The sequence below is a fragment of the Bacillus sp. FSL M7-0791 genome, assembly GCF_038627085.1.
Lineage (GTDB): Bacteria > Bacillota > Bacilli > Bacillales > Bacillaceae > Bacillus > Bacillus safensis.
This window is the reverse complement of record NZ_CP152022.1, coordinates 2,650,791-2,676,111: the sequence shown is the minus strand read 5'-3', so window position 1 is coordinate 2,676,111 and position 25,321 is coordinate 2,650,791. Positions and strand designations below refer to the sequence as shown.

25 protein-coding genes and 1 other annotated feature are annotated in these 25,321 nt (G+C 41.0%); of the genes, 17 read left to right on the top strand and 8 right to left on the bottom strand.

What is annotated here, in order from left to right; translation table 11 throughout:
- Positions 1 to 88: 88 nt before the first annotated feature.
- Positions 89 to 604, bottom strand: a complete 516-nt coding sequence (locus tag MHI08_RS13710; protein ID WP_024426216.1) for a gamma carbonic anhydrase family protein — start codon at positions 602 to 604, stop codon at positions 89 to 91.
- 45 nt (positions 605 to 649) lie between these two features.
- Between MHI08_RS13710 and MHI08_RS13705 the strand changes: the two genes are divergently transcribed.
- Both MHI08_RS13705 and MHI08_RS13700 read left to right on the top strand, forming a co-directional pair.
- Entirely contained in the window at positions 650 to 1,429 is a 780-nt protein-coding gene (locus tag MHI08_RS13705; RefSeq protein ID WP_024424906.1) for an alpha/beta hydrolase, read from the top strand.
- Positions 1,430 to 1,459: 30 nt separating this feature from the next.
- Entirely contained in the window at positions 1,460 to 2,539 is a 1,080-nt protein-coding gene (locus MHI08_RS13700; protein WP_025092387.1) for a tetraprenyl-beta-curcumene synthase family protein, read from the top strand.
- A gap of 178 nt (positions 2,540 to 2,717) precedes the next feature.
- Here MHI08_RS13700 and MHI08_RS13695 read toward each other — a convergent pair whose 3' ends face one another.
- Positions 2,718 to 3,290: a class I SAM-dependent methyltransferase gene (locus tag MHI08_RS13695; protein WP_024424904.1), complete on the bottom strand. Its 573-nt coding sequence runs from the start codon at positions 3,288 to 3,290 to the stop codon at positions 2,718 to 2,720.
- Positions 3,287 to 4,252, bottom strand: coding sequence for a TIGR01212 family radical SAM protein (locus MHI08_RS13690; protein WP_017358356.1), 966 nt, complete (start codon positions 4,250 to 4,252; stop codon positions 3,287 to 3,289). The genes MHI08_RS13695 and MHI08_RS13690 overlap by 4 nt, the downstream gene beginning before the upstream one ends.
- A gap of 152 nt (positions 4,253 to 4,404) precedes the next feature.
- Between MHI08_RS13690 and MHI08_RS13685 the strand changes: the two genes are divergently transcribed.
- The 7 genes from MHI08_RS13685 (at position 4,405) to MHI08_RS13655 (ending at position 9,285) form a co-directional block, all read left to right on the top strand.
- Positions 4,405 to 4,680, top strand: coding sequence for a YtzC family protein (locus tag MHI08_RS13685; protein WP_024424902.1), 276 nt, complete (start codon positions 4,405 to 4,407; stop codon positions 4,678 to 4,680).
- 144 nt (positions 4,681 to 4,824) lie between these two features.
- Positions 4,825 to 5,004, top strand: a complete 180-nt coding sequence (locus MHI08_RS13680) for a hypothetical protein (RefSeq protein WP_024424901.1) — start codon at positions 4,825 to 4,827, stop codon at positions 5,002 to 5,004.
- A gap of 17 nt (positions 5,005 to 5,021) precedes the next feature.
- Positions 5,022 to 5,414 carry a GntR family transcriptional regulator gene (locus MHI08_RS13675; protein ID WP_019743690.1) on the top strand — a complete coding sequence of 131 codons (393 nt, stop codon included), beginning with the start codon at positions 5,022 to 5,024 and terminating at the stop codon, positions 5,412 to 5,414.
- The gene (locus MHI08_RS13670; protein ID WP_024424899.1) at positions 5,407 to 6,285 is read left to right on the top strand and encodes an ABC transporter ATP-binding protein; all 879 of its coding nucleotides are present in this window, start codon (positions 5,407 to 5,409) and stop codon (positions 6,283 to 6,285) included. The genes MHI08_RS13675 and MHI08_RS13670 overlap by 8 nt, the downstream gene beginning before the upstream one ends.
- On the top strand, positions 6,279 to 7,265 hold the full coding sequence (locus tag MHI08_RS13665) for an ABC transporter permease subunit (protein ID WP_024426210.1): 987 nt from the start codon (positions 6,279 to 6,281) through the stop codon (positions 7,263 to 7,265). Before MHI08_RS13670 ends, MHI08_RS13665 begins: the two co-directional genes overlap by 7 nt.
- Before the next feature lie 21 nt (positions 7,266 to 7,286).
- Complete coding sequence (locus MHI08_RS13660) at positions 7,287 to 7,985, top strand: ABC transporter ATP-binding protein (protein ID WP_024424897.1); 699 nt, start codon at positions 7,287 to 7,289, stop codon at positions 7,983 to 7,985.
- Positions 7,975 to 9,285 carry an FtsX-like permease family protein gene (locus MHI08_RS13655; protein ID WP_342499701.1) on the top strand — a complete coding sequence of 437 codons (1,311 nt, stop codon included), beginning with the start codon at positions 7,975 to 7,977 and terminating at the stop codon, positions 9,283 to 9,285. The genes MHI08_RS13660 and MHI08_RS13655 overlap by 11 nt, the downstream gene beginning before the upstream one ends.
- A 65-nt stretch (positions 9,286 to 9,350) precedes the next feature.
- Here the strand turns inward: MHI08_RS13655 and MHI08_RS13650 are convergent, their stop codons facing one another.
- Positions 9,351 to 10,049, bottom strand: coding sequence for a hypothetical protein (locus MHI08_RS13650; RefSeq protein ID WP_198457016.1), 699 nt, complete (start codon positions 10,047 to 10,049; stop codon positions 9,351 to 9,353).
- Positions 10,050 to 10,336: 287 nt separating this feature from the next.
- A complete protein-coding gene (locus tag MHI08_RS13645; protein ID WP_024426208.1) occupies positions 10,337 to 11,140 on the bottom strand; it encodes an STAS domain-containing protein in 804 nt (267 codons plus the stop codon).
- 422 nt (positions 11,141 to 11,562) lie between these two features.
- Here MHI08_RS13645 and MHI08_RS13640 point away from each other — a divergent pair, with 422 nt between their 5' ends.
- From MHI08_RS13640 to MHI08_RS13615, 6 genes are all read left to right on the top strand, one after another.
- A complete protein-coding gene (locus MHI08_RS13640; protein WP_008343006.1) occupies positions 11,563 to 11,892 on the top strand; it encodes a DUF4257 domain-containing protein in 330 nt (109 codons plus the stop codon).
- Between the two features lie 103 nt (positions 11,893 to 11,995).
- Positions 11,996 to 12,217 (top strand) — a binding site (T-box leader).
- A gap of 97 nt (positions 12,218 to 12,314) precedes the next feature.
- Positions 12,315 to 14,729 carry a leucine--tRNA ligase gene (gene leuS, locus MHI08_RS13635; protein ID WP_024424893.1) on the top strand — a complete coding sequence of 805 codons (2,415 nt, stop codon included), beginning with the start codon at positions 12,315 to 12,317 and terminating at the stop codon, positions 14,727 to 14,729.
- Positions 14,730 to 14,859: 130 nt separating this feature from the next.
- A complete protein-coding gene (locus MHI08_RS13630; protein WP_342499700.1) occupies positions 14,860 to 15,765 on the top strand; it encodes a dienelactone hydrolase family protein in 906 nt (301 codons plus the stop codon).
- A gap of 46 nt (positions 15,766 to 15,811) precedes the next feature.
- Positions 15,812 to 16,564 (top strand): NAD(P)-dependent oxidoreductase, encoded by a 753-nt coding sequence (locus tag MHI08_RS13625; protein WP_025092391.1) that lies wholly within the window; start codon positions 15,812 to 15,814, stop codon positions 16,562 to 16,564.
- Between the two features lie 219 nt (positions 16,565 to 16,783).
- Positions 16,784 to 17,644 carry a carbohydrate ABC transporter permease gene (locus MHI08_RS13620; RefSeq protein ID WP_087976618.1) on the top strand — a complete coding sequence of 287 codons (861 nt, stop codon included), beginning with the start codon at positions 16,784 to 16,786 and terminating at the stop codon, positions 17,642 to 17,644.
- 25 nt (positions 17,645 to 17,669) lie between these two features.
- Positions 17,670 to 19,169, top strand: coding sequence for an extracellular solute-binding protein (locus MHI08_RS13615; protein ID WP_024426205.1), 1,500 nt, complete (start codon positions 17,670 to 17,672; stop codon positions 19,167 to 19,169).
- 45 nt (positions 19,170 to 19,214) lie between these two features.
- Here the strand turns inward: MHI08_RS13615 and MHI08_RS13610 are convergent, their stop codons facing one another.
- Together MHI08_RS13610 and MHI08_RS13605 are read right to left on the bottom strand one after the other, a co-directional pair.
- Positions 19,215 to 20,057 carry an aldo/keto reductase gene (locus MHI08_RS13610; protein ID WP_176365000.1) on the bottom strand — a complete coding sequence of 281 codons (843 nt, stop codon included), beginning with the start codon at positions 20,055 to 20,057 and terminating at the stop codon, positions 19,215 to 19,217.
- Between the two features lie 10 nt (positions 20,058 to 20,067).
- Positions 20,068 to 21,255, bottom strand: a complete 1,188-nt coding sequence (locus MHI08_RS13605) for an MFS transporter (protein ID WP_342499699.1) — start codon at positions 21,253 to 21,255, stop codon at positions 20,068 to 20,070.
- A 155-nt stretch (positions 21,256 to 21,410) separates the two neighbouring features.
- On the opposite strand from MHI08_RS13605, the gene MHI08_RS13600 reads away from it, so the two are divergent.
- A complete protein-coding gene (locus MHI08_RS13600; RefSeq protein ID WP_342499698.1) occupies positions 21,411 to 21,782 on the top strand; it encodes a helix-turn-helix domain-containing protein in 372 nt (123 codons plus the stop codon).
- Between the two features lie 38 nt (positions 21,783 to 21,820).
- On the opposite strand, the gene MHI08_RS13595 is transcribed toward MHI08_RS13600, so the two are convergent.
- Positions 21,821 to 24,121 (bottom strand): helix-turn-helix domain-containing protein, encoded by a 2,301-nt coding sequence (locus MHI08_RS13595; RefSeq protein WP_034624283.1) that lies wholly within the window; start codon positions 24,119 to 24,121, stop codon positions 21,821 to 21,823.
- A 231-nt stretch (positions 24,122 to 24,352) separates the two neighbouring features.
- On the opposite strand from MHI08_RS13595, the gene MHI08_RS13590 reads away from it, so the two are divergent.
- Positions 24,353 to 25,318 (top strand): sugar ABC transporter permease, encoded by a 966-nt coding sequence (locus MHI08_RS13590; protein WP_024424886.1) that lies wholly within the window; start codon positions 24,353 to 24,355, stop codon positions 25,316 to 25,318.
- The last annotated feature ends 3 nt before the right edge of the window (positions 25,319 to 25,321 follow it).

Here is a 25,321-nt window from a genome sequence, read left to right as displayed (position 1 = left end):
GGTGGAAAAGGGTAAAATAACAAGCGGTTCATAGTTATTGCTTAATATCCTGAAAAAAACATGATAAAGTGAAGATACACGTATGATGTTAACGAGATAAAAGGGAACGATAGTATTGTCCTTTTTCTACATATTCTCTGCGGATTCGGTCCATGTCTTGGATATCTTCATCTGTTAACAGCCGAACGACTTTGGCTGGACGGCCAAAAGCGAGTGATCCTTTTGGGATGACCTTTCCTTGAGGGACAAGACTTCCTGCACCGATAAAGGCGCCTTCGCCAATCTCCGCACCATCGAGAATAATAGACCCCATGCCAATGAGGGCATTTTTTCGAATGATTGAGCTATGTAATGTGACTTGGTGTCCAATAGTAGCACCATCTTCAATAAGAAGTGTTTTTCCAGGACTTTGATGCAGGCACGATAAATCTTGAATGTTGACGTTCTTTCCAATTCTCACAGGTGCAACATCGCCTCTGATGACGGTTTGAAACCACACGCTCGAATATTCTCCGATTGTGACATCACCGGTAATGGTGGCGTTATCTGCGACAAAGACCGATTCATGAATCTCAGGTGTAAACTGATGATATGGATAAATCACTTTTTCGACTTCCTTTCTTAATACAACATTTGTGAGGTGTTTACTTTGTGGACTTGGCATGCTGAAAGACCAGTTGGTACAATTGTCATTGTACATGGTGCGAGTGAATATCACGGCCGATATAAATGGCTGATTGAAATGTGGCGGAATGCAGGCTATCACGTCGTCATGGGTGACTTGCCTGGACAAGGCACATCAACACGTGCGCGAGGCCACATTCGTTCGTTTCAAGAATACATTGATACAGTCGATGAATGGATCGAACATGCGAAATCATTCAGACTTCCTACTTTTTTACTTGGACACAGTATGGGTGGACTCATTTCAATTGAGTGGATGAAGCAGTATACCCATACGAAGTTGAATGGCCTTATTTTATCATCACCTTGTTTAGGTCTGCAATTTAAACCGAAGAAGCTGATGGATTTTGCGTCAAAAGGTCTAAATGTGCTGGCACCGTCTTTTAAAGTGGAGTCAGGTCTGTCGATTGAACTAGCGACACGAAATCAGGCGGTCATTGAGGCAGACTCAAATGATTCTCTTTACGTGACAAAGGTGTCGGTTCGCTGGTATCGAGAGCTGATCAAAAATATCGATGCGGCGATGCAGCCGACGAATGTCTTTAAATCGATCCCGCTCCTTTTAATGCAGGCGGGAGATGATAAGATCGTCGATAAAACGAGGGTGATTAAATGGTTCAATGGCATAGAATCAACCAATAAATCATACCGTGAATGGGAAGAGCTGTATCACGAAATTTTTAATGAACCAGAAAGAGAAGATGTGTTTAAGGCGGCAAGAGCCTTTACAGATCAATATATTTGATTGTGAGCTTTAAGTTGGGGGTGGAGTGATTTGTCAGTACCAGAGCGTCCTTTTGCACTGATGACAAAGGTGTATAAAGATATTTTTCCGCTTGTTCATCAGGAGCTGAAAAAGTGGCGGGCTCATGCAGAAATGATTGAAAATGAAGAACTGAGAACGCAGGCACTAGCGAGCATATCGAGTAAAACGTTTCACTGTGAAGGCGGAGGCATTTTATCTCTTCTAGCAGGCGATGAGAAAGAAACGTGCATTGAATTCATTGTGGCGTATCAAACCATCAGTGACTACTTAGATAACCTATGTGACCGCAGCACGTCGCTTGATCCTAAGGATTTTCATATGCTGCATCAAGCGATGAGAGATGCGCTTGATATTCATGCTGAGCTCAAGCCATACTATCAATTCCGTGATGATCAAGAGGATCATGGATATTTACATGCGCTTGTCCGCACATGTCAAGACGTGCTTACACGCGTTCGGCATTATCCGATCATTCAGCCATATTTACACACGCTGTGTGATTACTATAGTGACCTGCAAGTACATAAGCACGTCGTTCCTCATGAGCGTGTACCACGGCTAGAGTCATGGTTCCGCCAATATGAAAAGGATTTGCCGAAGATGGAATGGTATGAGTTTTCAGCTTGTGCGGGATCAACGTTAGGGATATTCTGTCTTGTGGCCTATGCGCTGCAGCCTGATTTTACAGAAAAGCAGGCGAAGCAAATTTACGAAAGCTATTTCCCATATATTCAAGGTCTGCACATTTTACTCGATTATTTAATAGACCAAGAAGAGGACCGGCTTGGGGGAGATCTGAACTTTTGCTCATACTATGATTCTCATCATGAGATGATGGATAGACTTCAGCATTTTATCGAAAAAGCGGATGAGCAGCTGAAAGGTATTCCGCATGAAAACTTTCACAAATTGATTAACAGAGGATTACTGGCGGTCTATTTGTCCGATGAAAAAGTGACAGCCCAAAAAGAGATGAACAAGCTGGCAAAGCGGCTGATCAAATCAAGCGGGAAAACATCGTTCTTTTTCTATATTAACGGAAGAGCCTATAGGACCTATCAGAAAATGCCTTGGATGAAATCATCATAAAAAAGCTCAAATCCATTAGGATTTGAGCTTCAGCGTGTAGACAAACCCTCGCATTCGGTGTCAGGTCTGCGCGCCGGTACTCACGAATGTCAAATTCGCTCCGTTCCGGTGCTTGCCCGTTCCTAGACTGCAAAGGTTTTCTATCACGCTGAAAAGAAGAAAAAAGCTAAAATGCACATCATTTTAGCTTTTTTTCAATGGCGACCACAAACGGCGGGTCGTTTTGAATATTCATGTATTGATATGATAAAACTTGTACCTCTTCATGAGGCAGTGATCTGCAATAGTCGAGAAGCACTTCTTTTTCTCTTTTTCCTTCGGGATGTCCGTGGTAGATCACAAGGACGATCAGACCTCCGGGTTTGAGCCATTCGAGGAGCTGCTTGATGGCTTCAATGGTTGTATGAGCCTGAGTGGTGACGGCTTTATCGCCTCCGGGCAGATACCCAAGGTTAAACACTGCACCGGCTATTTGTCCATAAGCATCCTTCGGAAGATGATCCGCCAGTTTTTCATGCCCATCATGGATGAGGTGAACGTAAGGATATTGATCGCCAAGTCTTTTGCTTGTCTGCTGCAAGGCTTCCTCTTGCACGTCGAATGCAAACACTTGTCCATCAGTTCCTACAAGGTCAGCTAAATAGAGTGTATCGTGGCCGTTGCCCATTGTTGCATCTATAACGATGTCGCCTTTTTGACAAGCGCGTTCTAACAGCTCTTTACTAAAAGGAAGCATGCGTTTCAAAATCATTTGGCTGCTTCTTCCAATCTGACGAAACGTTTCCCTTGGTAGCTGTTACGTCTTTCGAGCTCAGCATTAATGGCATTGAGTACTTCCCACTTATTAACACTCCACATTGGACCAACCATTAATTCAATTGGGCCGTCGCCTGTAATACGGTGAATAATCATTTCTGGCGGCAGAATCTCCAGTTGATCACAAACAAGTTGAACATATTCCTCCTGGCTTAAAAACTCAAGCTTTCCTTTTTCATATTGCTTGACCATTGGAGTCCCTTTTAAAAGGTGAAGCAAATGAATTTTAATTCCTTGCACATCTAAATCCGCAACAGCTTTTGCTGTTTCCATCATCATGTCCCGGTTTTCAAGAGGCAGTCCATTGATGATATGTGAGCAGACACGAATTCCGTGTTTTCGCAGTTTTTCTACACCTTCAACGTAGCATTCATAATCATGAGCACGGTTGATGAGCATAGCTGTCCGTTCGTGTACTGTTTGAAGACCAAGCTCTACCCATAGGTAAGTGCGTTCGTTTAATTCGGCTAAATACTCCACTACGTCATCCGGCAGACAGTCAGGTCTTGTTGCAATGGATAGACCTACGACACCATCCAGATTCATAACGGTTTCATATTTTTCTTTTAGGACAGGTAGCGGAGCGTGTGTGTTTGTATACGCCTGGAAATACGCCATGTATTTTCCGTCTTTCCATTTTGTATGCATCCGGTCTTTGATTTCGTTAAATTGAGTGATGAGATCATCAGCCCGGTTTCCTGCAAAGTCACCAGATCCAGCGGCACTGCAAAATGTACAGCCGCCGTGGGCTACAGTACCATCACGGTTTGGGCAGTCAAAGCCGCCGTCTAAGGCTACTTTAAATACTTTATGACCAAAGTGTTCACGCAAATGGTAGTTCCATGTGTGATAACGTTTTTCACTGTTTGAATATAAAAAAGGGTTATGCTGATCCAAGTCAGTAACCTCCTTGCATAATAATAGGCATCCTTAAAGTTTAACAAAAATCACGAAGGAGGACAATTGAATCTGTCCAACATTTTCTTTAGTGAAAAAGCGTTACATGGGCAAAATAGGCGGGAGCGATGATGAAATGGAGGGAATGTAAGATGGCAACAAGGCAGTCGATCGATGAATTTATCCAAAAAAGTACGGAAACCCTTGAGTTTGCAAATGAACAATTTGATTTGAGCTCACGTCAGGAACATTATAATGAGGAAGAGTTTTCAAAAGCACAGCTCATGCTTGAGAATACGGTCAATGAATTAGAAAAATTAAAAGATGTCGCCAATGACCAGCAAAGAGAACGGTTAGACAGGGCGCGTGTTCAAATTCAGAGCTTGCAAAACCAAATGATTTTAGGAATTTCTTACGATAATGAATGATGAACAGATCCTTCTTTTAAGGGTCTGTTTTTTATTTTTTTTAATAAGTGATTGACTTTTATGCTGGGTGTCTATATTGTATTAAGTGTACTACATCAACTAATACACTACAGACACTTAAAAAGTGAAGAAAGGTGTTCAACCATGAAAAAAGAAAAAAAACCAATCAATTTGAAGTGGATGGTGCTGGCTGTTGCGTTAGCATGTACATTTTTTTTCGTTCTTGTTTTCATTGGTTTTGAAGTTCAAAAAGATTTGATACCCAATTCAGTTCCTTTAATGCAAGGACATGATCAAGCGATAGGACTGCAAAAGCATGAATGAGGAAAGAGGGAGTCATCATGATTCAAATAGATCCAAGAAGCGCTGCGCCAATATATGAACAAATCATTGAGCAGCTCAAAATTTTATGTTTAAAAGGCGTGATGAAGCCAGGTGACAAACTGCCCTCTGTCAGAGAGCTCGCCACCATTATTATTGCCAACCCAAACACCGTCAGTAAAGCGTATAAAGAGCTGGAGCGGGAAGGGATTATTGAAACTCTGCGGGGCCGCGGTACGTATGTAACAGAAGGTGCTCAGTTAAAGCTGAATGAAGGGAAGGTGCTCGAGATGAAAGAACAGTTAAGACAACTCATCATAGAAGCTCATTATGCTGGTATTGATATTCATCAGCTCAAGGAATGGCTGGAAGAGATCGGCTCAAGTCTAAAAGGAGGAAAACAAGTTGATTGAGGTCAGAAATGTATCGAAGAAATTAAATGGACGCGAAGTACTCAGCGACGTTTCCTTCAAAATAGGCGAAGGTGAGATCTTCGGTCTGCTTGGCCGGAATGGCTCCGGGAAAACAACACTTCTCAGATTGATTCAGCAAATTCTTCTTCCGGATGAAGGAGAGATTTATTTTAAAGATGTGCTGGTGAAAGACCACCCTTTAGTAAAGCAAAATATTGTATTCATGCCAGTCGTGAATCCTTACTTTGACAGATACAATTACGGACAGCTTGTCCAGCTGTTAAAGCATATATATCCAAAGTTTGACGTGACCTATGCCAATGAGCTTGTGAACCGCTATGAAATTCCGGAAAAAGTGAAGTATCGTGAGTTGTCAACAGGGTTAAAGAAACAGCTGTCATTAATTTTAAGCTTTGCCATCAAACCAGCGGTCATTTTATTAGATGAGCCGACTGATGGTATTGATGCCGTCACAAGAAATGACGTTCTTCAGCTGATGATTGACGAGGTGGCAGAACGACAAACAACGATTTTAATTACATCTCACCGCTTAGAGGATATTGAGCGCATGTGTAATCGAATTGGATTTTTAGAAGGAAATGAACTCACAAGTGTCATGGATTTAGATGAATTAAAGAATGACTATGTCAAAATCCAAATGGCCTTTGAAGAAGATATGAACTTAAGTATTCGAAAAAATGGCGTGGCGATTTTGGATCAAGCGGGCGTTTTCTATACAGCGCTTGTTCTAAAAACCGACGAAGAAGCTAAAGAGTACTTGAAGTCACTGAAACCAAAAGTATGGCATGAACTGCCTGTGAATTTAGAAGAAGTATTCATTGCGAAGTTTGGAGGGAAACGCAGATGGTAAAGCGGCAATTATTATATAAGGAGTGGAAGCAATCAGAGCTGACATTCATTTTAGTGATGCTTGTTGCTGCGCTTGCGACGCCCTTCGCATTCTTAATGGAATATTCGTCTTTTCAAACGTGTCTAAACGATACAGAGTGTATTACGGATGCACCACGTTTTTCTTATATCTTTAAGACGGATCCTTTCCTCTCTCTTTCATGGCTAATGGGAATTTTCTTTGCTGTCATGCAGCTTGGATTTGAGAGAAATAAAGGGCAGATGGATTTTACCTTATCCTTACCATTTAGCAGGAGTACAATCTATCACACAAAGTTTTTCTTAGGTGCTGGAATCATTGCAGTCGCTCATGCCGTTTCTTATGTTCTTACTTATTTACTTATTTTAGGACTTAACCCACTAGAAACACCTGGCTTTCATAGCGTTTATATCATTTCGCTTGTGTCCTCCTTGATGTTTTATAGTTTATTTTTTGCAGCGGGTACTTTAACCGGAAGTTCCATTGCGCAAGCAATCGTTGGGTTCAGCACAGCTATTTTACCCTTTTTAGTGATCGGATTACCGCTTGTTCATGTAGATTTTATTATCAAGACAAGTGGGAGTTGGTTAGATAAGAGCTTCGCTTATTTGATATCGCCTATATCTCCAATCAACTATATTATAGATGAACCTTTCCGATCTGATTATCCTCTTTGGTTCTCAGGCGAAAAAATCATTATACCTATTGTCATGGTGGTTCTGTTTTATCTAATTGGCTTAATTAGCTTTATAAAACATCCAATTGAAAGAAATGGCCGCTTCTTCCTTTACTCAAGTATGGATAGACCTATTCAGATTATGGTCATTGTCTTCGGTGTTCTAGGGTTTGGATGGTTTGGTTTTTCTTCAGATAATTCCATATTTGGTTATATCGTTGGTATGCTCATCGGTGGAGTCGTAGGCGCCTTAACGAGTTATTTTTTAATCTATAGAAAAAGATAAACAGAGAGCAGGGGAGTAGAGATGATTCAGATTCAAGCATTAGATCATGTATTTAAAATTGGTAAAAAGGGCAGGGAAAATGAAATTCCTGTGCTGAAAGGGATTGACCTGTCCATCAAAAGAGGCGATATTGCTTGTATTGTTGGACGAAGTGGTTCGGGGAAATCGACTTTATTAAACTTAATATCAGGCTATATTACGCCAACGAGCGGAAAAATTGTCATTGATGGCACCGATGTGACCGGCTTTAATGAAAAAGAATGGGCAGACTTTCGCTTAGATCACTTTGGCTTTATCTTTCAAAGCTTTCAGTTGATCGGGAGCTTAACAACGTATGAGAATGTTGAACTTCCGCTTACTCTAAAAGGTGTGAAGCCGTCTGAACGAAAGGCGAAAGTAAAAGAAATGCTGAAACGAGTAGGACTTGAACATCACGCAGGACATTACCCAAATGAGCTGTCAGGCGGACAGCAGCAGCGTGTGAGTATTGCAAGAGCCTTGATTTTAAATCCATCTATTATTTTAGCGGATGAACCAACTGGGAGTCTGGATTCAGAAACTGAAGGAGAAATTTTAGCCTTTATCCAGCAGCTCAATCGCGAAAAAGGAATTACATTTGTCATCATTACACATGACGATGAAGTTGCTTCAATCGCAGACACAACGTTCCAGCTTCACGACGGTGTATTAAAGAAAGGGGAACAATCCATTGAAATTTAGAGATCAGGTCAAATTCATTAGAAGAAATATGAAGAAAAATAGATTGCGTGTGTTTATGACCATTCTTGCGACGACAATGGCATGCTCTTTCTTAATCGTTCTAGCGTCTGTTGGTTTTGGTTTGCAAAAATCAGCTCAAGATGAAATTATGAAACAGCAAATCATCACAGAAATTAAAGTGTTAGGAAAAGAAAAAGGAGACGTTAAGATTGATGATTTAAAGAAATATGATCATGTGAAATCTGTCGTCTCAAGAACGGCGATCAATCCATCGGTTAACATCGAGCTCGATAATCGTTCAAGTGAAACGCAGGCTGCTTTGACTGATATGAAAGAAGAAAAAGAAGCAGGGCTTGAGCTAGATCGAGGAAAAGTCCCAACATCAGCGAACGAAATTGTGGTTGGATATCATATGGCGCAGCAACTGTGGACAAAAAAAGAACGCGAAGCCTATGAAAAAGAATTAAACCAGACGTCAAATGGGGAAGAAACACCGAAGGAGCCAAAAGGCTACACGAAGGATATTTTAAATAAAGTGATTCAAATCAAAGTGCCAAAACTAAATGAAGAAGGGGAAGTCGTTAAAGAAAAAACATTTGATTTCCGTGTAGTAGGTGTTTTGAAAAAGCCGAATTTGGAGTGGCAGGAGGATCATAAAATTCTGATTCCGAATGCTTATGAAAAAGAATTTGGTCAAATACTCGACCTGTCTCCTGAAGCTGGAAATGTCGAAAAAATGACTTCTGTTTATGCAGATAAATTCGACAATGTCGGTACGCTCACGAATAAACTGACAGATGAGGGCTATCAAGTCATCTCTGTAACGAACCAGCTTGAAGGAATGGATATGTTCTTTACGGTCTTCAAAATTGGACTCATTTTTGTCGGATGTATTGCAGTCATTATTTCTGCCATCGGAATTTTCAATACGATGACCATGGCGGTAACAGAGCGAACACAAGAGATTGGGATTATGAAAGCCATTGGCGCGAATCCATCCATTATCAAGCGGATGTTCCTAATGGAAAGTGCTTATATTGGAGTAATCGGATCAATCATCGGTATTATCATCTCATATTTGATTAGTTTCGCCGTTAATTTAATCATCCCAGCCATTTTGTCGTCCATGTCTGAGGGAGGATCAAGCGATCAATTCTCGATTACTTTTTCCTATATTCCATTCAGCCTTGTCATTACAGCGACAGTGATCAGCGCAGGGGTAGCGATCATTTCAGGGCTTAACCCGGCACGTAAGGCAACAAAAACGAATGTATTAGCAGCTTTAAGAAGAGAAATCTAAAAAAGAACCTCCTGTAAACCCGATTGGGCGCTCAGGAGGTACTTTTTTATCTTAATTAAACATTGCTATTGCTTAGGTGCCCTGTATCCGGCACGCTCTGCTTCTTCTACTGAGCAGAACATTTTGGTTACATTCTTTGTTCTAGAGTAGTATCTGCTGCTTGGTGTGTGGTAAATACCGTTGACACTCCCTTTAATGTTACAGGCAGCCGATTCTTTTTTTGTTTCCTTTTGTGATTCATGACCGCCTGTGCTTTTTCCTTCATCTTTAGGTGCGGAGCGCTGGACGGTGGAAGACTTCGTATCGCTGCTACTATTCTTGATTTCTTGTTTGAGTGTTTCATTGCTGGAGGTGAGCTTGTCTATTTTCTCTTCAAGCGATTGAATGGTCTTCTCTTGCTGCTTGACCGTTTCTTTTTCTGAGGTGATGGTTTCTAGCTTTTTTTCCAGCTTTTCTTTTTCCTTCTCCGCATCTTCTAAAGAGGAGGTAAGCGACTCTTTATCAGCTTTTAAGCGCGAAATGTCAGATGAGAGTTCCTTTTGATCCTTTAACAGCTGTTCGGAAGATGGATCGGCTTGTGCCTTTGGCGCATTTCCAGCAGTAAGCGGTAATGACATAATGGAAAAGAAGAGACCAATGATCAAAAAAGGATAAAAAAGTTTCTTTGAAAAAATCAGCTCGTTCTTGCGGTTGAGTAAGAAGAAATTCACAGCATATCCGATGGCAAAACAAACACATAAAAGACCTAATATGAGTAAAAACATATCTAACAGCCCCCCTAAATTGCTATTTACACCTATCATACCTCATTTTTCCATTTTGGGGAGCGGTTCAATTAAAAAAAACCTGTTTACACAGGGTTTTCCAGCGTGTAGACAAACCCTCGCATTGGTTGTCAGGTCTGCGCTCCGGTGCTCACGAATGTCGAATTCGCTCCGCTCCGGTGCTCGCCCTTCCTAGACTGCAAAGGTTTTCTATCACGCTGAATAGAAGACAAAGGGCTAAAATAAAGATCATTTTAGCCCTTTGTCAACAATCTGAAAAACCCTGTTTACACAGGGTTTTCAGCTAATGGTAATCCTTTTATGGCTTCTTTTACTGTCAAATAAGTGATCGTATTCTGGAAATCTGTATCGAGGTCTTTCATTTTCAGCGCAAGCTGCGGCTTAATCCCAGTGATGATCAGTTCGGTTCCAGTTAGATTGAGAAGATGATGCAGTTTGAAAATACGTGCTGCGACGGAATCATCGACCTCGATTAAACCAGAAAGGTCGACAATTAAATAATCATCCTTTGAATCATCTAATATACAGGTTAACTTAGCGACAATGGCATCAAAGCGTTCTTCAGATAATTTTCCGATAAGCGGAAGAGCAGATACACCATTTTTGATTGGGACGATTGGCGTCGAAAGAGAGGTGACTTCCTGTAAGGAATCTTCTAGGAGCTGTTCATATTCTTTCTGTTTCGTAATATCCTTTTGAAAACCAATGAAAAATGTTTTGTCATCTTGTTCAATGTATAGAGGATCTATATTGAGTTCATTCCAAAAAAAAGTGCCGTCTTTTTTATAATTTTTTAGCTGTGTGGTAATAGGTGTTTTGTTTTGAATTCCATGGCGAATTAAAGCAAGCTGCTTTTGATCCGTATCTTTTCCTTGAAGGAATCGACAATTACGACCAAGAATCTCATCTGGTTTGTATCCAGTCATTTGTGTAAAGCCGTGATTCACATAAACGATAGGGTTATCCTCTAAGGAAGGGTCTGTAATGACAACACCGATCCGCGCATGATCCAGCGCTTTTTTGATGAGTTCAAGCTGTTTTTGCAAGCCGAAAATGTTCGAGCTGACCATATTACCCTCCTTTGCTGCTATAAGACATATCAAATGGTTGTCTTTTCAACCAAATGAATCCTTTTAAACGTAACATAACATATGTTCTGTTTCAACGATTGCAAACGCTTTGTTAAATTTGTCATCATAGTTTGTCCTCCATTAGAATAGAGTAAGTAAGGAGACTTTTCATTAGAAAAAGAAGGAATCAATTACTCATCATTCATAAAATGACAAAAATAGTTAATATGGATTAGGTGAAAATGATTCCAATGCATCAAGATTGTTTTTAGGTCATTCACATATAATGGAAGAAACAAGCTTTTTTTCTTCGTTAGAGAGAATAGACCTTTTACATGGATTATGACGGAACAGCAGAATGGCATTACAGGGGGCTGGACAGCCTGAAGTCGCTTTACTATTCTAAGGGCTTTAGGAAGGTGATGAAAATGCTGCAACAAGTCATTATTGCTTGCGCCATTGGAGGGGTCATGGGCATTCTCGGTCACGTAAAGAAAAAAGGCAGGCTAGAGAAGCCCAGAATGACAAAAAAGTTTATTTACTTAGGGTTTATTGAAGATTGGCTCGTTGGGATGATTGCCGCTACACTGCTTGTCTTATCCTCAAATCCCGAATCTAGTCTGCACTTGATCATCTTATCCATTATTTCAGGTTACGGAGGAGAAGCAGTTCTGCGAAGCTTCGATTTTGTGAGAGAAGAACGTTCACAGGATGCAGGCTCCAACCGTCATAACCGATCTCCACACGAATAATATCCTCTACTTTACCCTAGTCTAGGGTACATTCCCATTGTATACAAACCTGCTTGCACTTATGATCATAATTCTATAAAATACTACTTAGATGACGGTTACGATAAGAACAGTGAAGAGGAGTAGTAGGAAAGCAGTATTTGTCTTTAGAGAATTGACGGCTGGTGAAAGTCAATCAAATCTGCTTCTGAACTCGCCTCAGAGTTGCAGTTGCGTTAAAGCTTCTGTCGCATGTCTGCGTTAAAGATATTAAGTGAGCGTACGAACAGCATGTTACGCTAACAAGGGTGGTACCGCGGGAACCAAAAAATCTCTCGTCCCTTTCCAGGGATGAGGGTTTTTTGTTGATTTTAGAAAAATCTGAATTCTTGCAGTGGTCATCTAAGCAGATAAAGCCGTACATATTAAAGGAGGTTTTCACATTGAGTTTTCAGCATCGGGAAATTGAAAAGAAGTGGCAGGATTATTGGCTGACACATAAAACATTCGCCACATCTGACTCGGAAGATAAACCGAAGTTTTATGCACTTGATATGTTTCCATATCCATCAGGAGCAGGGCTTCATGTCGGGCACCCTGAGGGCTATACAGCAACGGATATTTTATCACGCATGAAACGTATGCAGGGATATGATGTTCTTCATCCAATGGGATGGGACGCATTTGGTCTCCCGGCAGAACAGTATGCACTTGATACAGGAAATGACCCGGCGGCCTTTACAGAAGAGAACATCAATAACTTCCGCCGCCAAATTCAATCACTAGGGTTCTCGTATGATTGGGATCGAGAAATCAACACGACAGATCCGAATTACTACAAATGGACACAATGGATTTTCTTAAAATTGTACGAAAAAGGATTGGCCTATATCGATGAAGTACCAGTGAACTGGTGCCCAGCGCTTGGCACAGTGCTTGCAAATGAAGAAGTCATTGATGGAAAAAGTGAACGCGGAGGCCATCCTGTTGAAAGACGTCCTATGAAGCAGTGGATGCTAAAGATTACAGCATATGCGGACAGGCTGTTAGAAGATTTAGAGGACATTGATTGGCCTGAAAGCATCAAAGATATGCAGCGTAACTGGATCGGACGCTCTGAAGGAGCGCACGTTCATTTTGAAGTAGAAGGACATGACGAACAGTTTACGGTTTTCACAACGCGTCCTGATACACTATTTGGCGCAACATATGCAGTGCTTGCACCAGAGCATGCACTTGTTGAAAAAATTACATCAGATGCTCAAAAAGAAGCTGTTAAAGCGTATATCAAAGAGATTCAATCAAAGAGTGACTTAGAGCGGACAGATCTTGCTAAAACGAAAACAGGTATTTTCACGGGAGCGTATGCCATCAATCCTTTAAATGGTGAAAAGATGCCGATCTGGATTGCCGATTACGTGCTGGCGACTTATGGAACTGGAGCCATTATGGCGGTTCCTGCCCATGATGAACGTGACTATGAATTCGCCAAAACCTTTGATCTTCCAATTAAAGAAGTTGTAGAAGGCGGAGACATTGAAAAAGAAGCCTACACAGGTGATGGAAAGCACATTAACTCTGATTTCCTAAATGGGTTAGGAAAAGAAGAAGCGATTGAAAAAGCGATTGCATGGCTTGAAGAACATCAAAAAGGTGAAAAGAAAGTCACATATCGTTTAAGAGACTGGCTGTTCAGCCGTCAGCGCTACTGGGGTGAGCCGATTCCAATCATTCATTGGGAGGACGGAACATCTTCAGCTGTTTCAGAAGAAGAGCTTCCACTGATCTTGCCTAAGACGACAGAGATTAAGCCAAGTGGTACAGGTGAATCACCATTAGCCAATATTAAAGACTGGGTTGAGGTTGTAGATCCTGTTACAGGTAAAAAAGGCCGCCGCGAAACGAATACAATGCCGCAATGGGCAGGCAGCTGCTGGTATTTCTTACGTTATATTGATCCTCATAACACAGAAGAGCTTGCCTCTCCTGAAAAGCTGAAGAAATGGCTTCCAGTTGATGTGTATATCGGCGGAGCAGAACACGCTGTACTGCATCTTCTATATGCACGCTTCTGGCATAAGTTCTTGTATGATATCGGTGTTGTTCCAACAAAAGAACCTTTCATGAAATTGTTCAACCAAGGTATGATTCTTGGGGAAAACAATGAAAAAATGAGTAAGTCAAAAGGAAATGTGGTCAACCCAGATGATATCGTAGAATCTCATGGTGCGGATACATTACGACTTTATGAAATGTTCATGGGACCTTTAGATGCATCAATTGCTTGGTCTGAAACAGGACTTGATGGCGCTCGTCGTTTCCTTGATCGTGTATGGCGTCTCTTTACAAATGAAGATGGTTCACTCAGTGATAAAGTGACAGAGCAATCTGGCGGCGCATTAGAACGCAGCTATCATGAAACAGTTATGAAGGTAACGGATCATTATGAAGGCTTGCGTTTCAATACAGGAATTTCACAATTAATGGTGTTTATCAACGATGCCTATAAGGCGGATACACTGCCGAAAGAATATGCAGAAGGCTTTGTAAAGCTTCTTTCTCCAATTGCACCGCATTTAGCAGAAGAGCTTTGGAATAAACTTGGTCATGAAGGATCTATTTCTTATGAAGCATGGCCTCAATATGATGAGTCAAAGCTTGTCGACGATGAAGTAGAAATTGTTGTACAGCTTAACGGTAAAGTAAAAGCAAAATTAACCGTTCCTGCTGATGCAACAAGGGAGCAGTTAGAAGAGCTTGCGAAAAATGATGCACGTGTAAAAGAACAGCTTGAAGGGAAAACCATTCGTAAAGTGATTGCAGTTCCTGGGAAGCTTGTCAATATTGTTGCGAACTAATGATGACACCCATCGGTATGAACCGGTGGGTGTTCTTTATTTCCCGGGACATAATTTTGTCGAAAACAAGGTGATTCCCGCATCGGTCTCGTATTTTAACAGGTGATCAAGAAAATGAGGAGTGACGTCAATGGAAAAGGAAAGCAAACGTGAACAACTGCTCAGTCTGTTAGGAGAAATGCCAGAACGTCATCGCGTGGAGGCTTATACGTTAAAAATGGAAGAACGTGAATCATCATATGTAGTGGAAACTCTCATTCTCTCCATGAATGGTGTAGAGGAAGTCCCTGCTTATTTCGTGAAACCGAAGGATACGGTGAAAAAAAGACCCGTTGTGCTGTTCCAGCATTCACATGGCGGGAATTACGTGAATGGGAAGGAAGAGCTGTTAAAAGGTGCTCATTATTTGCAAACGCCTTCATATGCAAAAGAGTTTACGTCTAAAGGATATAGTGTACTGGCCATTGATCATGCAGGGTTTGGTGAGAGAAGAGGAAGAACAGAAAGTGAAATTTTTAAGGAAATGCTTTTAACAGGAAAAGTGATGTGGGGCATGATGCTGTATGAAAGTATGTGTGCGATTGATTATTTGCTGTCTCGATCTGATGTGCTGGCGGACAGGTTAGCTGTCTTTGGGATGTCAATGGGCGGTCTTCTTTCCTGGTGGACGGCTGCACTTGATGAGAGGGTCAGTGTGTGTATTGATCTTTGTGCACAGGTGGACCATCATACATTAATTGAAACGAACAATTTGGACAGACATGGCTTTTATTACTATGTACCGGGCTTGGCGAAGCATTTTACAGCAGCGGACATTCAAGAAATGATTTTTCCAAGACCGCATTTAAGCTTAGTTGGAAAACTTGATCAGCTTACGCCTGCTGAAGGCGTTGGAAGGATTCAAAAGGTATTGAGTCAAACCTATGAAGCTGCTTCATTGAAAGAACGTTATCAGCTTACCCGTCTTCATGCAGGTCATTTTGAAACAGCCGCTATGCGTCACGAGGCGACACGATTTTTGAAAAAGTGGCTGTAATCAAGAAACGCTTGGACATACTACGTCAAAAGAAAGGAGGAGACAGATGAAAAAAATCACCATCATTGGCGGATGCGGTGTGATTGGACGTCTTTTAACAAAAGCGCTCTCTGCTGAGTACAGCGTCACGATTATTGATCTAACAAGCTGTGTAGAAGGAGTCATTTTAGCCGATGCAGCGAATGAACAGAATGTATATGAGGCAATTCCGCGGGATACAGATGTCATCTTGCATCTTCTAAACATGGACATGACGCATGATGTGATGGATCATGAAGAATTTGCAAAAATGACTGATATTTTTTGGAGGAGTACCTATTATATGTTTCGTTCAGCTGCGCGGCATGGCATACGAAAAGTCATTTTTGCAAGCAGCAACCATGTGACGGATCGTTATGAAGAGGATGGACGCTCCTTACTTGGACGGCAGATTACAACTGACGATGTGCCTGCGACTAAAAATGTCTATGGCATATTAAAGTTTGCTTCCGAACAGCTGGGACGTTTGTTCCACGATCAATCGGGAATGTCTGTCATCAATTTAAGAATTGGAACAGTTGTAACAGATGAGATGAAGGCATTGCACAAAAAGCAAAGAACAAAAAGAACTCTGCTGTCACATGAGGATCTTACAGGTATGATAAAGGCAGCGGTTGAATCAGATATTCCCTTTGGGACCTATTATGCTGTATCAGAGAATGAAGAAAAGCCGTGGTCTACTGAGAAAACGAAACTGGAGTTAGGCTATGAACCAGATGTCAATACGACGGAAATCCTCGAAGAAAATGATCGAGCATAAGGCATAATCATGTCATGAGCTAATGATCTTATTCTTTTGTTTCATGAGCATAAAAGCACGGCTGATATGATCTATCCAGTTGGTCTGTCAAAATGATTATAGACGCTTTCTTCCCCCGTTTGTTACATTTTAATCACGATATCGTCACAGGCTGCAGCTTATTTTCAGATGAAATGATAACGCTTTCAAAGAAAGGGCGTGATGAACATAGATCGTTCTATTAAAGGCCGATTGTTCAATTTATTTAATTACTCTTTTCTACTCATGTTCGCATTAATATGTGTGCTTCCGTTCATCCATGTCATTGCCGCCTCTTTTGCAACAGTAGAAGAGGTCATCACGAAGAAGTTTATTTTGTTCCCGACGACGTTTTCTCTAGAGGCATATCGATATATTTTTTCTACAGATATTGTGTATCGCAGCCTCATTGTGTCCATTCTTGTGACGCTCGTTGGAACAGCTGTCAGCATGTTTTTGTCCTCGCTTATGGCATACGGGCTGTCTCGTCAGGAGCTAAAAGGCCGGAGAACACTGATGTTTCTCGTTGTTTTCACGATGCTGTTTAGCGGAGGTATGATTCCGACGTTTATTGTGGTGAAAACACTTGGTCTGCTTGATACCTATTGGTCACTTATTCTCCCGGTTGCAATCAATGCGTTCAACTTAATCATTTTGAAAAACTTCTTTCAAAACATACCGGCGAGCCTTGAGGAATCAGCGAAGATGGACGGCTGTAACGATTTAGGGATTTTCTTTAAAATTGTGCTCCCACTTTCTTTGCCAGCCATTGCTACTATTTCACTTTTTTATGCCGTGACGTATTGGAATACGTATATGACTGCCATTCTGTATTTAAATGATTCAGTGAAGTGGCCGATTCAAGTACTGCTGAGACAGATTGTCATTGTCTCAAGCGGAATGCAGGGAGATATGTCGGATATGGGCTCATCCACACCACCGCCAGACCAGACGATTAAAATGGCTGTCATTGTTGTGGCAACCATTCCGGTTCTGCTTGTCTATCCATTTATTCAAAAGCATTTCAACAAAGGGGCATTACTAGGTTCTGTAAAGGGTTAAAAAGATGGAACAACGGAGGGATCTTATGGGGAGAAAGAAATTATGGCTGATTGCGTTTGTCCTGTTATTTGCAGCAAGCGGTCTTCTGTCAGCATGTTCAAGTAAAGGGGCAAACTCATCAGATGAGAAGGTTGATTTAGACAAAAAGGTAAAGCTGACATGGATGGCGATTTTGTATCATCAGCAGCCACCGAAGGATTCAGTTTTAAAAGAGATAGAGAAGCTCACAAATACAGAGCTTGATATTACATGGGTGCCTGATGCAGTGAAGGAAGATCGTTTAAACTCCGCACTTGCAGCAGGGAATTTGCCGCAAATTGTGACGATTCAAGACATTAAAAATTCGTCTGCGATTAATGCGTTCAGATCAGGCATGTTTTGGGAAGTCGGTCCGTATTTAAAGGATTATCCAAATTTAAGTAAGATGAACGAACTGATTAATAAAAACGCTTCTATAGACGGCAAGCTTTATGGCATCTATAGAGAAAGACCACTTTCAAGACAAGGGATTGTCATTCGAAAGGATTGGCTTGAAAATTTAAATTTGGATACACCAAAAACATTGGATGATCTGTATGAAGTAGCCAAAGCCTTTACTGAAAAAGACCCGAATCAAAACGGAAAAGCCGATACAATTGGCTTTACGGATCGGAACGATTTAATTTATGGCGCATTTAAAACACTTGGTTCATATGAAGGAATGCCGACAGACTGGAAAGAAGAAAACGGGAAATTCACGCCGGACTTTATGACAGATGAGTACATGAATACAATGAAATACATGAAAAAGCTGCGCGACAATGGCTATATCAACAAAGACTTCCCAGTGACAAGCAAAACACAGCAGCAGGAATTATTCTCACAAGGAAAAGCAGGTATCTATGTTGGAAATATGGTAGATGCCGTGAACCTGAGAGATGATGCGACAGATAAAAACATGAAAGTAGATATTATCAACCGAATCAAAGGCCCAGATGGCAAAGAACGTGTGTGGGCATCAGGGGGGCATAATGGCATCTTCGCATTCCCTAAAACAAGCGTGAAATCAGAGGCGGAATTAAAGCGGATTTTGGCCTTCTTTGACCGTATTGCCGAAGAAGATGTATATGGTCTCATGACGTACGGTATAGATGGCAAGCATTATAAGAAAGAAGAAGGAAATACATTTGTCAGGGAAGAAAGCCAAGTGAAAGGCTGGCAGACAGATGTACAGCCGCTTGTCAGTCTTGTAGGAATTGATAAACGTTACTTGAAAAATAAAGGGGATGCAGTTCGTTCTAAATATGAAGAGCTAGAAGAAGACAATCAAAACATCATCGTTGCCAATCCTGCTGAAAGCCTTTATTCAGAAACAGCATCAGAGCGTGGAAACGAATTGAAGAAAATCATCGATGATGCGACGTATAAGTTCATTCTTGGTGACATCAGTGAAGATCAATTTCAGAAAGATGTAGAGAAGTGGAAATCAAATGGTGGGAATAAAATCATAGAAGAATATGAAGCTTCCTTTAAAAAATCAAAATGATCAAAAAGAACACCCCCGCAAAGTAAAAAAGCGGGGGTGTTTTCATTAAAAGTCGAAGTTATCTGGATCTGGACCGATACGTTTGTTTTCATTTAAGTCAGAAAGACGTTTCATATCTTCATCAGATAAGACAAAATCAAATATATCAGCGTTTTCCTTTAAACGATGTGCTTTCGTTGATTTTGGGATGGTGATGACACCTTTTTGTATATCCCAGCGCAAAATAATTTGAGCAGGTGTTTTACCGTATGTGTCTGCGAGCTCTGTGATCAGCGGGTGATGCAGCAGCTCACCCTGCATCAGCGGTGACCAAGCTTCCATTTGAATGCCATGAGAGTTCAAATACGTAGAGAGTGTTTCCTGCGTTAGCTTTGGATGAAATTCTACTTGGTTGATCGCTGGTTTGATGTCTGCATCTTTTAATAGCTCGTCTAGGTGATGCGGCTGGAAGTTGCTCACTCCGATGGCTCTGACCTTTCCTTCACGATACAAGGTTTCTAGTGCACGCCAAGCTTCTTTGTATTTTCCTTCAACCGGCCAATGGATTAAATACAGATCAAGGTAGTCAAGCTGAAGCTTTTTTAAGCTTTCTTCGTATGCATTTAGAGTAGATTCATAACCTAAATCGGCATTCCACACTTTTGAGGTGACAAAGATGTCCTCACGGCGCAGTCCTGTTTCTGCTAAACCAAGCTGTATGCCTCGTCCAACACCTTCTTCATTTCCGTAAATAGCCGCTGTATCAATACTGCGATAGCCTAATTGGATGGCTGTTTTGACAGCATCAACTAATTCAGCTCCATCTTCCACCTTGAATACACCAAGGCCAAAGCCTGGCATGAGGACCCCATTGTTTAATGTTTTTGTACTTTGTAAATGTTCCATCATAAAAACTCCTTTAAATGGTTTGTATTTGTTCTTTTTGTTCCATTTGATAGCTGATCATCGTAAGAATGGCTGCGATGAGGACCATGATGCCGCCGACCCATCCTGTATGCACAAGACCAAGTGTATCTGTCACGATGCCTCCTAAAAATGATCCAATGGCAATACCGGCATTAAAGGCAGCGATATTCATAGCAGATGCGACGTCGACCGCTCCAGGTGTGTATCTTTCTGCAAAATCAACGACGGCTACTTGCAGCCCAGGCACATTCATGAAAGCAAACAGCCCCATCAGCATGACGGTTCCAATGCCTAACACTGTGAATCCTGCAGTGAAGCTAAGGATAAACAAGATGATGCTTTGGATAATAAACATATAGATCAGTGCTTTCATTGGCTGTTCATTAGCAGCTTTTCCGCCAATGACATTTCCGGCTGCGATCGTGATTCCGTATAAAAGCAGGATCAAGGCCACAGCCCCAGGCGCAAGCCCTGTCACATGCTGCAAGAGAGGAGATAAATACGTGAAGACGACAAAGGTTCCTCCATACCCTGTGGCTGTAATGACAAATAAAAGCAAAATTCTTTTTGTTTTTAATAGGACAGCTTGATCTTTAAAAGATGTTTTCACACCCTGCTTTAATTGAGACGGCACAAGAAAATAGTTGGATATCAGTGCGATCAGACCAATGATCACAATCACACCAAATGATGTCCGCCAGCCGAACTCGTGACCAAGAAATGTCCCGAATGGCACACCTGTCACAGTCGCTACTGTTAAACCAGTGAACATAAAGGCAATCGCGCTTGCCCGTTTTTCTTTCACGACAAGGCTTGCAGCAATCGTAGAACCGATGGACATGAAGATTCCATGGGATAAAGCTGAAATCACCCGGCCGATTAACAGCACTGAAAAAGTCGGGGCAATGGTGGCAAGTGTATTACCAATCAAAAAGACGAGCATAATGAGCAAAAGCAATGTCTTTCTTTTCATCGTGGAAGTAAGAGAAGTCAATATAGGCGCGCCAAATGTCACACCAAGTGCATATAAAGAGACAGTCCAGCCCGCCTGACTGACGCTCACTCCAAAGTCCTCTGAGATCATTGGCAAAAGACCGACACTAATGAACTCAGTTGTTCCTATAGCAAAAGCACTAATCGCTAGTGCGAGAAGAGCAAAATGGTTTTGCTTTTTCTTCATAAGTAAGTTCACATCCTTCTGTGATGACATTTTGATAGACGAAGCCGATCGGCAAGAGTTATTATCTAACATAGATGACGAAAAAAAAAGTACGTACTTTTTTGTAATATAGGTACTAAAAAGTGCCTGTTCGTACAAAGAGGAGTGAACATTCGATGGAAAAGAAAAAATATAATATCTCTGTGGAAGCAACGCTTGAGGTCATAGGCGGGAAGTGGAAGTGTGTGATTTTATGTCATTTGACACACGGGAAAAAACGGACGAGCGAATTGAAGCGGCTCATGCCAAACATCACACAAAAAATGCTGACGCAGCAGCTGAGAGAGCTTGAAAGTGACGGGGTCATTAATCGGATTGTCTATGAACAAGTGCCGCCTAAAGTGGGATATGAATTAAGTGAATACGGACAGTCGCTCGAAAGAATTCTCAATGCGCTATGCGATTGGGGGGCAGCTCATATTGAACGTGTGTATGGAGAGCCGCTTTCCGTGCTGGAAGACAGCATCTTAAATGAACAGTTTAAATAAAAGAGTCCCGCTTTCTTGTGAGAGCGGGACTCTTTGTCTTACGAGCCTTTTTTCTGGTCGCGGTATTTCCCAGGAGTTGTACCTTCCAGCTTTTTAAAGGACCGGATGAAATTTTGCGGGTTTTTATATTTCAGTTTTTCCGAAATTTCTTTGACAGACATATCGGTTTCTACTAGCCAGTTTTTAGCGACATGGTGTCTGTAGGAAGAGAGATATTCACTAAAGGAGATATCCATTTCCTTTCTGAAAATACTGCTTAAATAATTTGGATTGTAATGCAGGCGTGTGGCGATTTCATCCAATGTGAGATCTGAGTCGAATTCTTGATGAATAATATGAATGATTTTTTCTGAGATGTTTTTGTATTGTGAGTCTTCACGTGCAGCAAGCTGGTCAATAATTGGCCGGATGATTTCATGTTTCAGCCATGCTTCTGTATCTTCAAAGGTTTTAAATTCAAAAATCGTATCATAGAGCATTTTGTTATCTTCGACCTCAAATAATTCAATGCCTAGCAAATGCATCAGCTCGATTAAATTGTTTAAAAAACGAGCGAGGGCGATATGGTATTCGTGCGGTCCTGCATTTTTAGAGAAAATGGATTGCAGGAGTACATGTAAATAGTGATCCGCTTTGCCTTGATCGCCAGCTTTCATCGCATCAAATAAATCATGCTGCAGCTGCTTTGGAAAATGGGTTTTGAACGTCTTTCCTTGCTGAATATGCTCATATAAGATAATGGACTTTTTCTCTGCTTTAAGTCTGTATTTTAAGGCTTCCTTTCCTTCAATATAAGCGTGTTTTGCCATCGTGAGCTCCTTAAACTGGCGGCTGATTCCGATGCTGATCGATAAACCAAGCTCTTCCTCGATACGCTGCTGAATGCTTTCTGCTAATTGGTTTAAATATTCAGTAAACTCTTCATCTGACTTTGAGTGGTTGAGGATAATCGTCGTTTGATGCTGATTGACAACGGTTGGCTGAAGGTGCTCCTCTTGCGGAATAATCTGCTCGATTAGTCCATTGATCGCAAATAAAAGCAAGTCAGCATCTTTTTTTTCATAAGGTGTTCCTTTTAATGTATCGATTTGGGTCACAAGCATGGACAAATGAGACCAGCCCTGAGGAAAGCCTAAGCTTTGGAACCGGTTGTTAACTTCTTCATCTGTCAGCTTTCCAAGCAGCAGCCGTACCATAAAGTATTGCTGTAAGTGTGTCACTTGCTGCTCAATCCGTTCCTCTAAATCATTGTTTTGATCTTTCATTTGTTTAATACTCGATTCAATCAACTCAAATTCATTTTGAAAAGGCTGTTTTTGCAAAAATGATTCATTGCGTGCAAATGACTCGTATAACAAGCGGATTGGTTTATAAAAGTGTCTAGAACCGAACCATGAAAATAGCAATGAAAGCGCTAACAAAATAGTGCAGATAATAAAGGTAATCCACCCGATTGATTTCGTTTGCTGCTTAAGTTCTGGAATAGAAACAAAGGATAGGTACGTCCATTCATTATAATCTGATTTTTGAAATGTGATTTGATAGTTGAGTTCGTCGATCTTCATATCAAATTGGCCTGATCGTTTTTCAAGTGAGAGCACATGTTTGACGATATCTTGATGTTTCAGCGATTCACCAATTTGTTCTTTGCGATTATGTAGCAGCACTTTTCCGTTTGTATCGATGACAAACATACTATCCGATTGAGAGAAGTCAGGCATGTTATCAGCAATGACGCAGCTTGGAATGCTGGCGACAGCGATTCCCTTTTTTTGAACGCTGTTCATAGGCAGTTGTTTGATTAAATTCACATTGTACTTACAAAAGGATGCTTTTCCTTCTTTTGTCGCAACAAGTGGATTATTCTCTTCAAGTGCCCAGCTGGAGTGACTTGGTATATTGAGGTAAGAGGTCAGCGCTTTTTCTTGGTCTTCGCTTGTGACATGATAAAGTCCCGAATTGTTCATGTACCAGTCTTCCATTTTACTGACGAGTGTAATATTGGAAAGATCGGTGTCAAAGGTTTGCAGGTAGTTCAGTTCCTGCTGTACTTGATTATAAAGCTGGAATTGGTCTGGATTTAAAGGTTCTGCCAGTGTTTGAAGGAGAGGCGGCGAACTGACATAGTGAGTGAGAGAATGATCAACAGTTTTTAAAATATGCTCAATATTGGATTGCGTTTGTTTAACGCTGTCGAGCTTTTCATTTGAGATATTTTCAAGTGCTGTTTTTTGCGAATGCTGATAAGAAAAAATGCCGACAATGATAACAGGAATCGTACTAAGTATGAAAAAAAACGTCACTAGCTTGTAATAAAATTTGTACTGCCTTCTTTTCATAAAACCCCCCATTTCAAACAAAACAATCTTTTCCCCTTAATTTATTAATCCAAAAATCTGGTAGGTTTGTCAATAATCATTTTCTGAGATTAGGATCATTTTCTTATGTTTTATGTAACGTTTTGAGTAGCATCACCTATGAAAATATGATCTGTTGATATGATTGTAGACGGATTTTTCACCCTTAAGATACAGTTAACACATGCATTAGCATGAGGGGAGGCTTTATCAATGAAAACAGAGGATGTCACTGCCAAGGGTGTGCCTGCGGCAGCTTTGAAAAGCGAAAAAAGAAAGCGCTTACTTAATCAATTGCTTAGTCAAAAGTTTTTGTATTTAATGATTTTGCCGGGGCTCATTTATTTTATTGTTTTTAAATATGTGCCAATGTGGGGGCTCATCATTGCCTTTCAAGATTACCAGCCGTTTCTCGGCATTCTTGGCAGTGAGTGGGTTGGCTTCAAACACTTTATTCGATTATTTACAGAACCAACATTTTTCATCTTATTAAAAAATACGCTGATTTTATTTGCCATGAATGTCGTGATTTTCTTTCCAATTCCGATCTTATTAGCCCTTCTTTTAAATGAAGTGAGATTGGCATTGTTTAAGAAATTTGTACAGACGATGATTTATATCCCTCACTTCATGTCATGGGTAATTGTCGTGTCCTTATCTTTTGTTTTGTTAACAGTAGATGGCGGGTTAATGAATGAATTGATTGCTTTCTTTGGAGGAGAAAAGATTAACTTCCTTCTTAGTCAGGAATGGTTTAGACCGATGTACATTTTACAGGTAATCTGGCGGGAAGCAGGATGGTCAACAATCATTTACCTTGCGGCGATTACAGCGGTAGATCCGCAGCTATATGAAGCAGCAAAAATGGATGGGGCCGGGAGACTGAGACAAATGTGGCACATCACACTTCCTGCCATTAAAAGTGTCATTGTGGTTCTGCTTATTTTAAAAATCGGTGATACGCTTGAGCTTGGCTTTGAGCATGTCTATCTATTACTGAACGCAACGAACCGGGAAGTAGCAGAGATTTTTGATACGTACGTTTATACAGCAGGTCTTAAGCAAGGACAATTCAGCTATAGTACCGCTGTTGGTTTATTTAAAGCAGCCGTTGGACTTATTTTGGTCATGCTGGCAAACCGTTTAGCGAAGAAATTCGGGGAAGAAGGTATTTATTAAAAA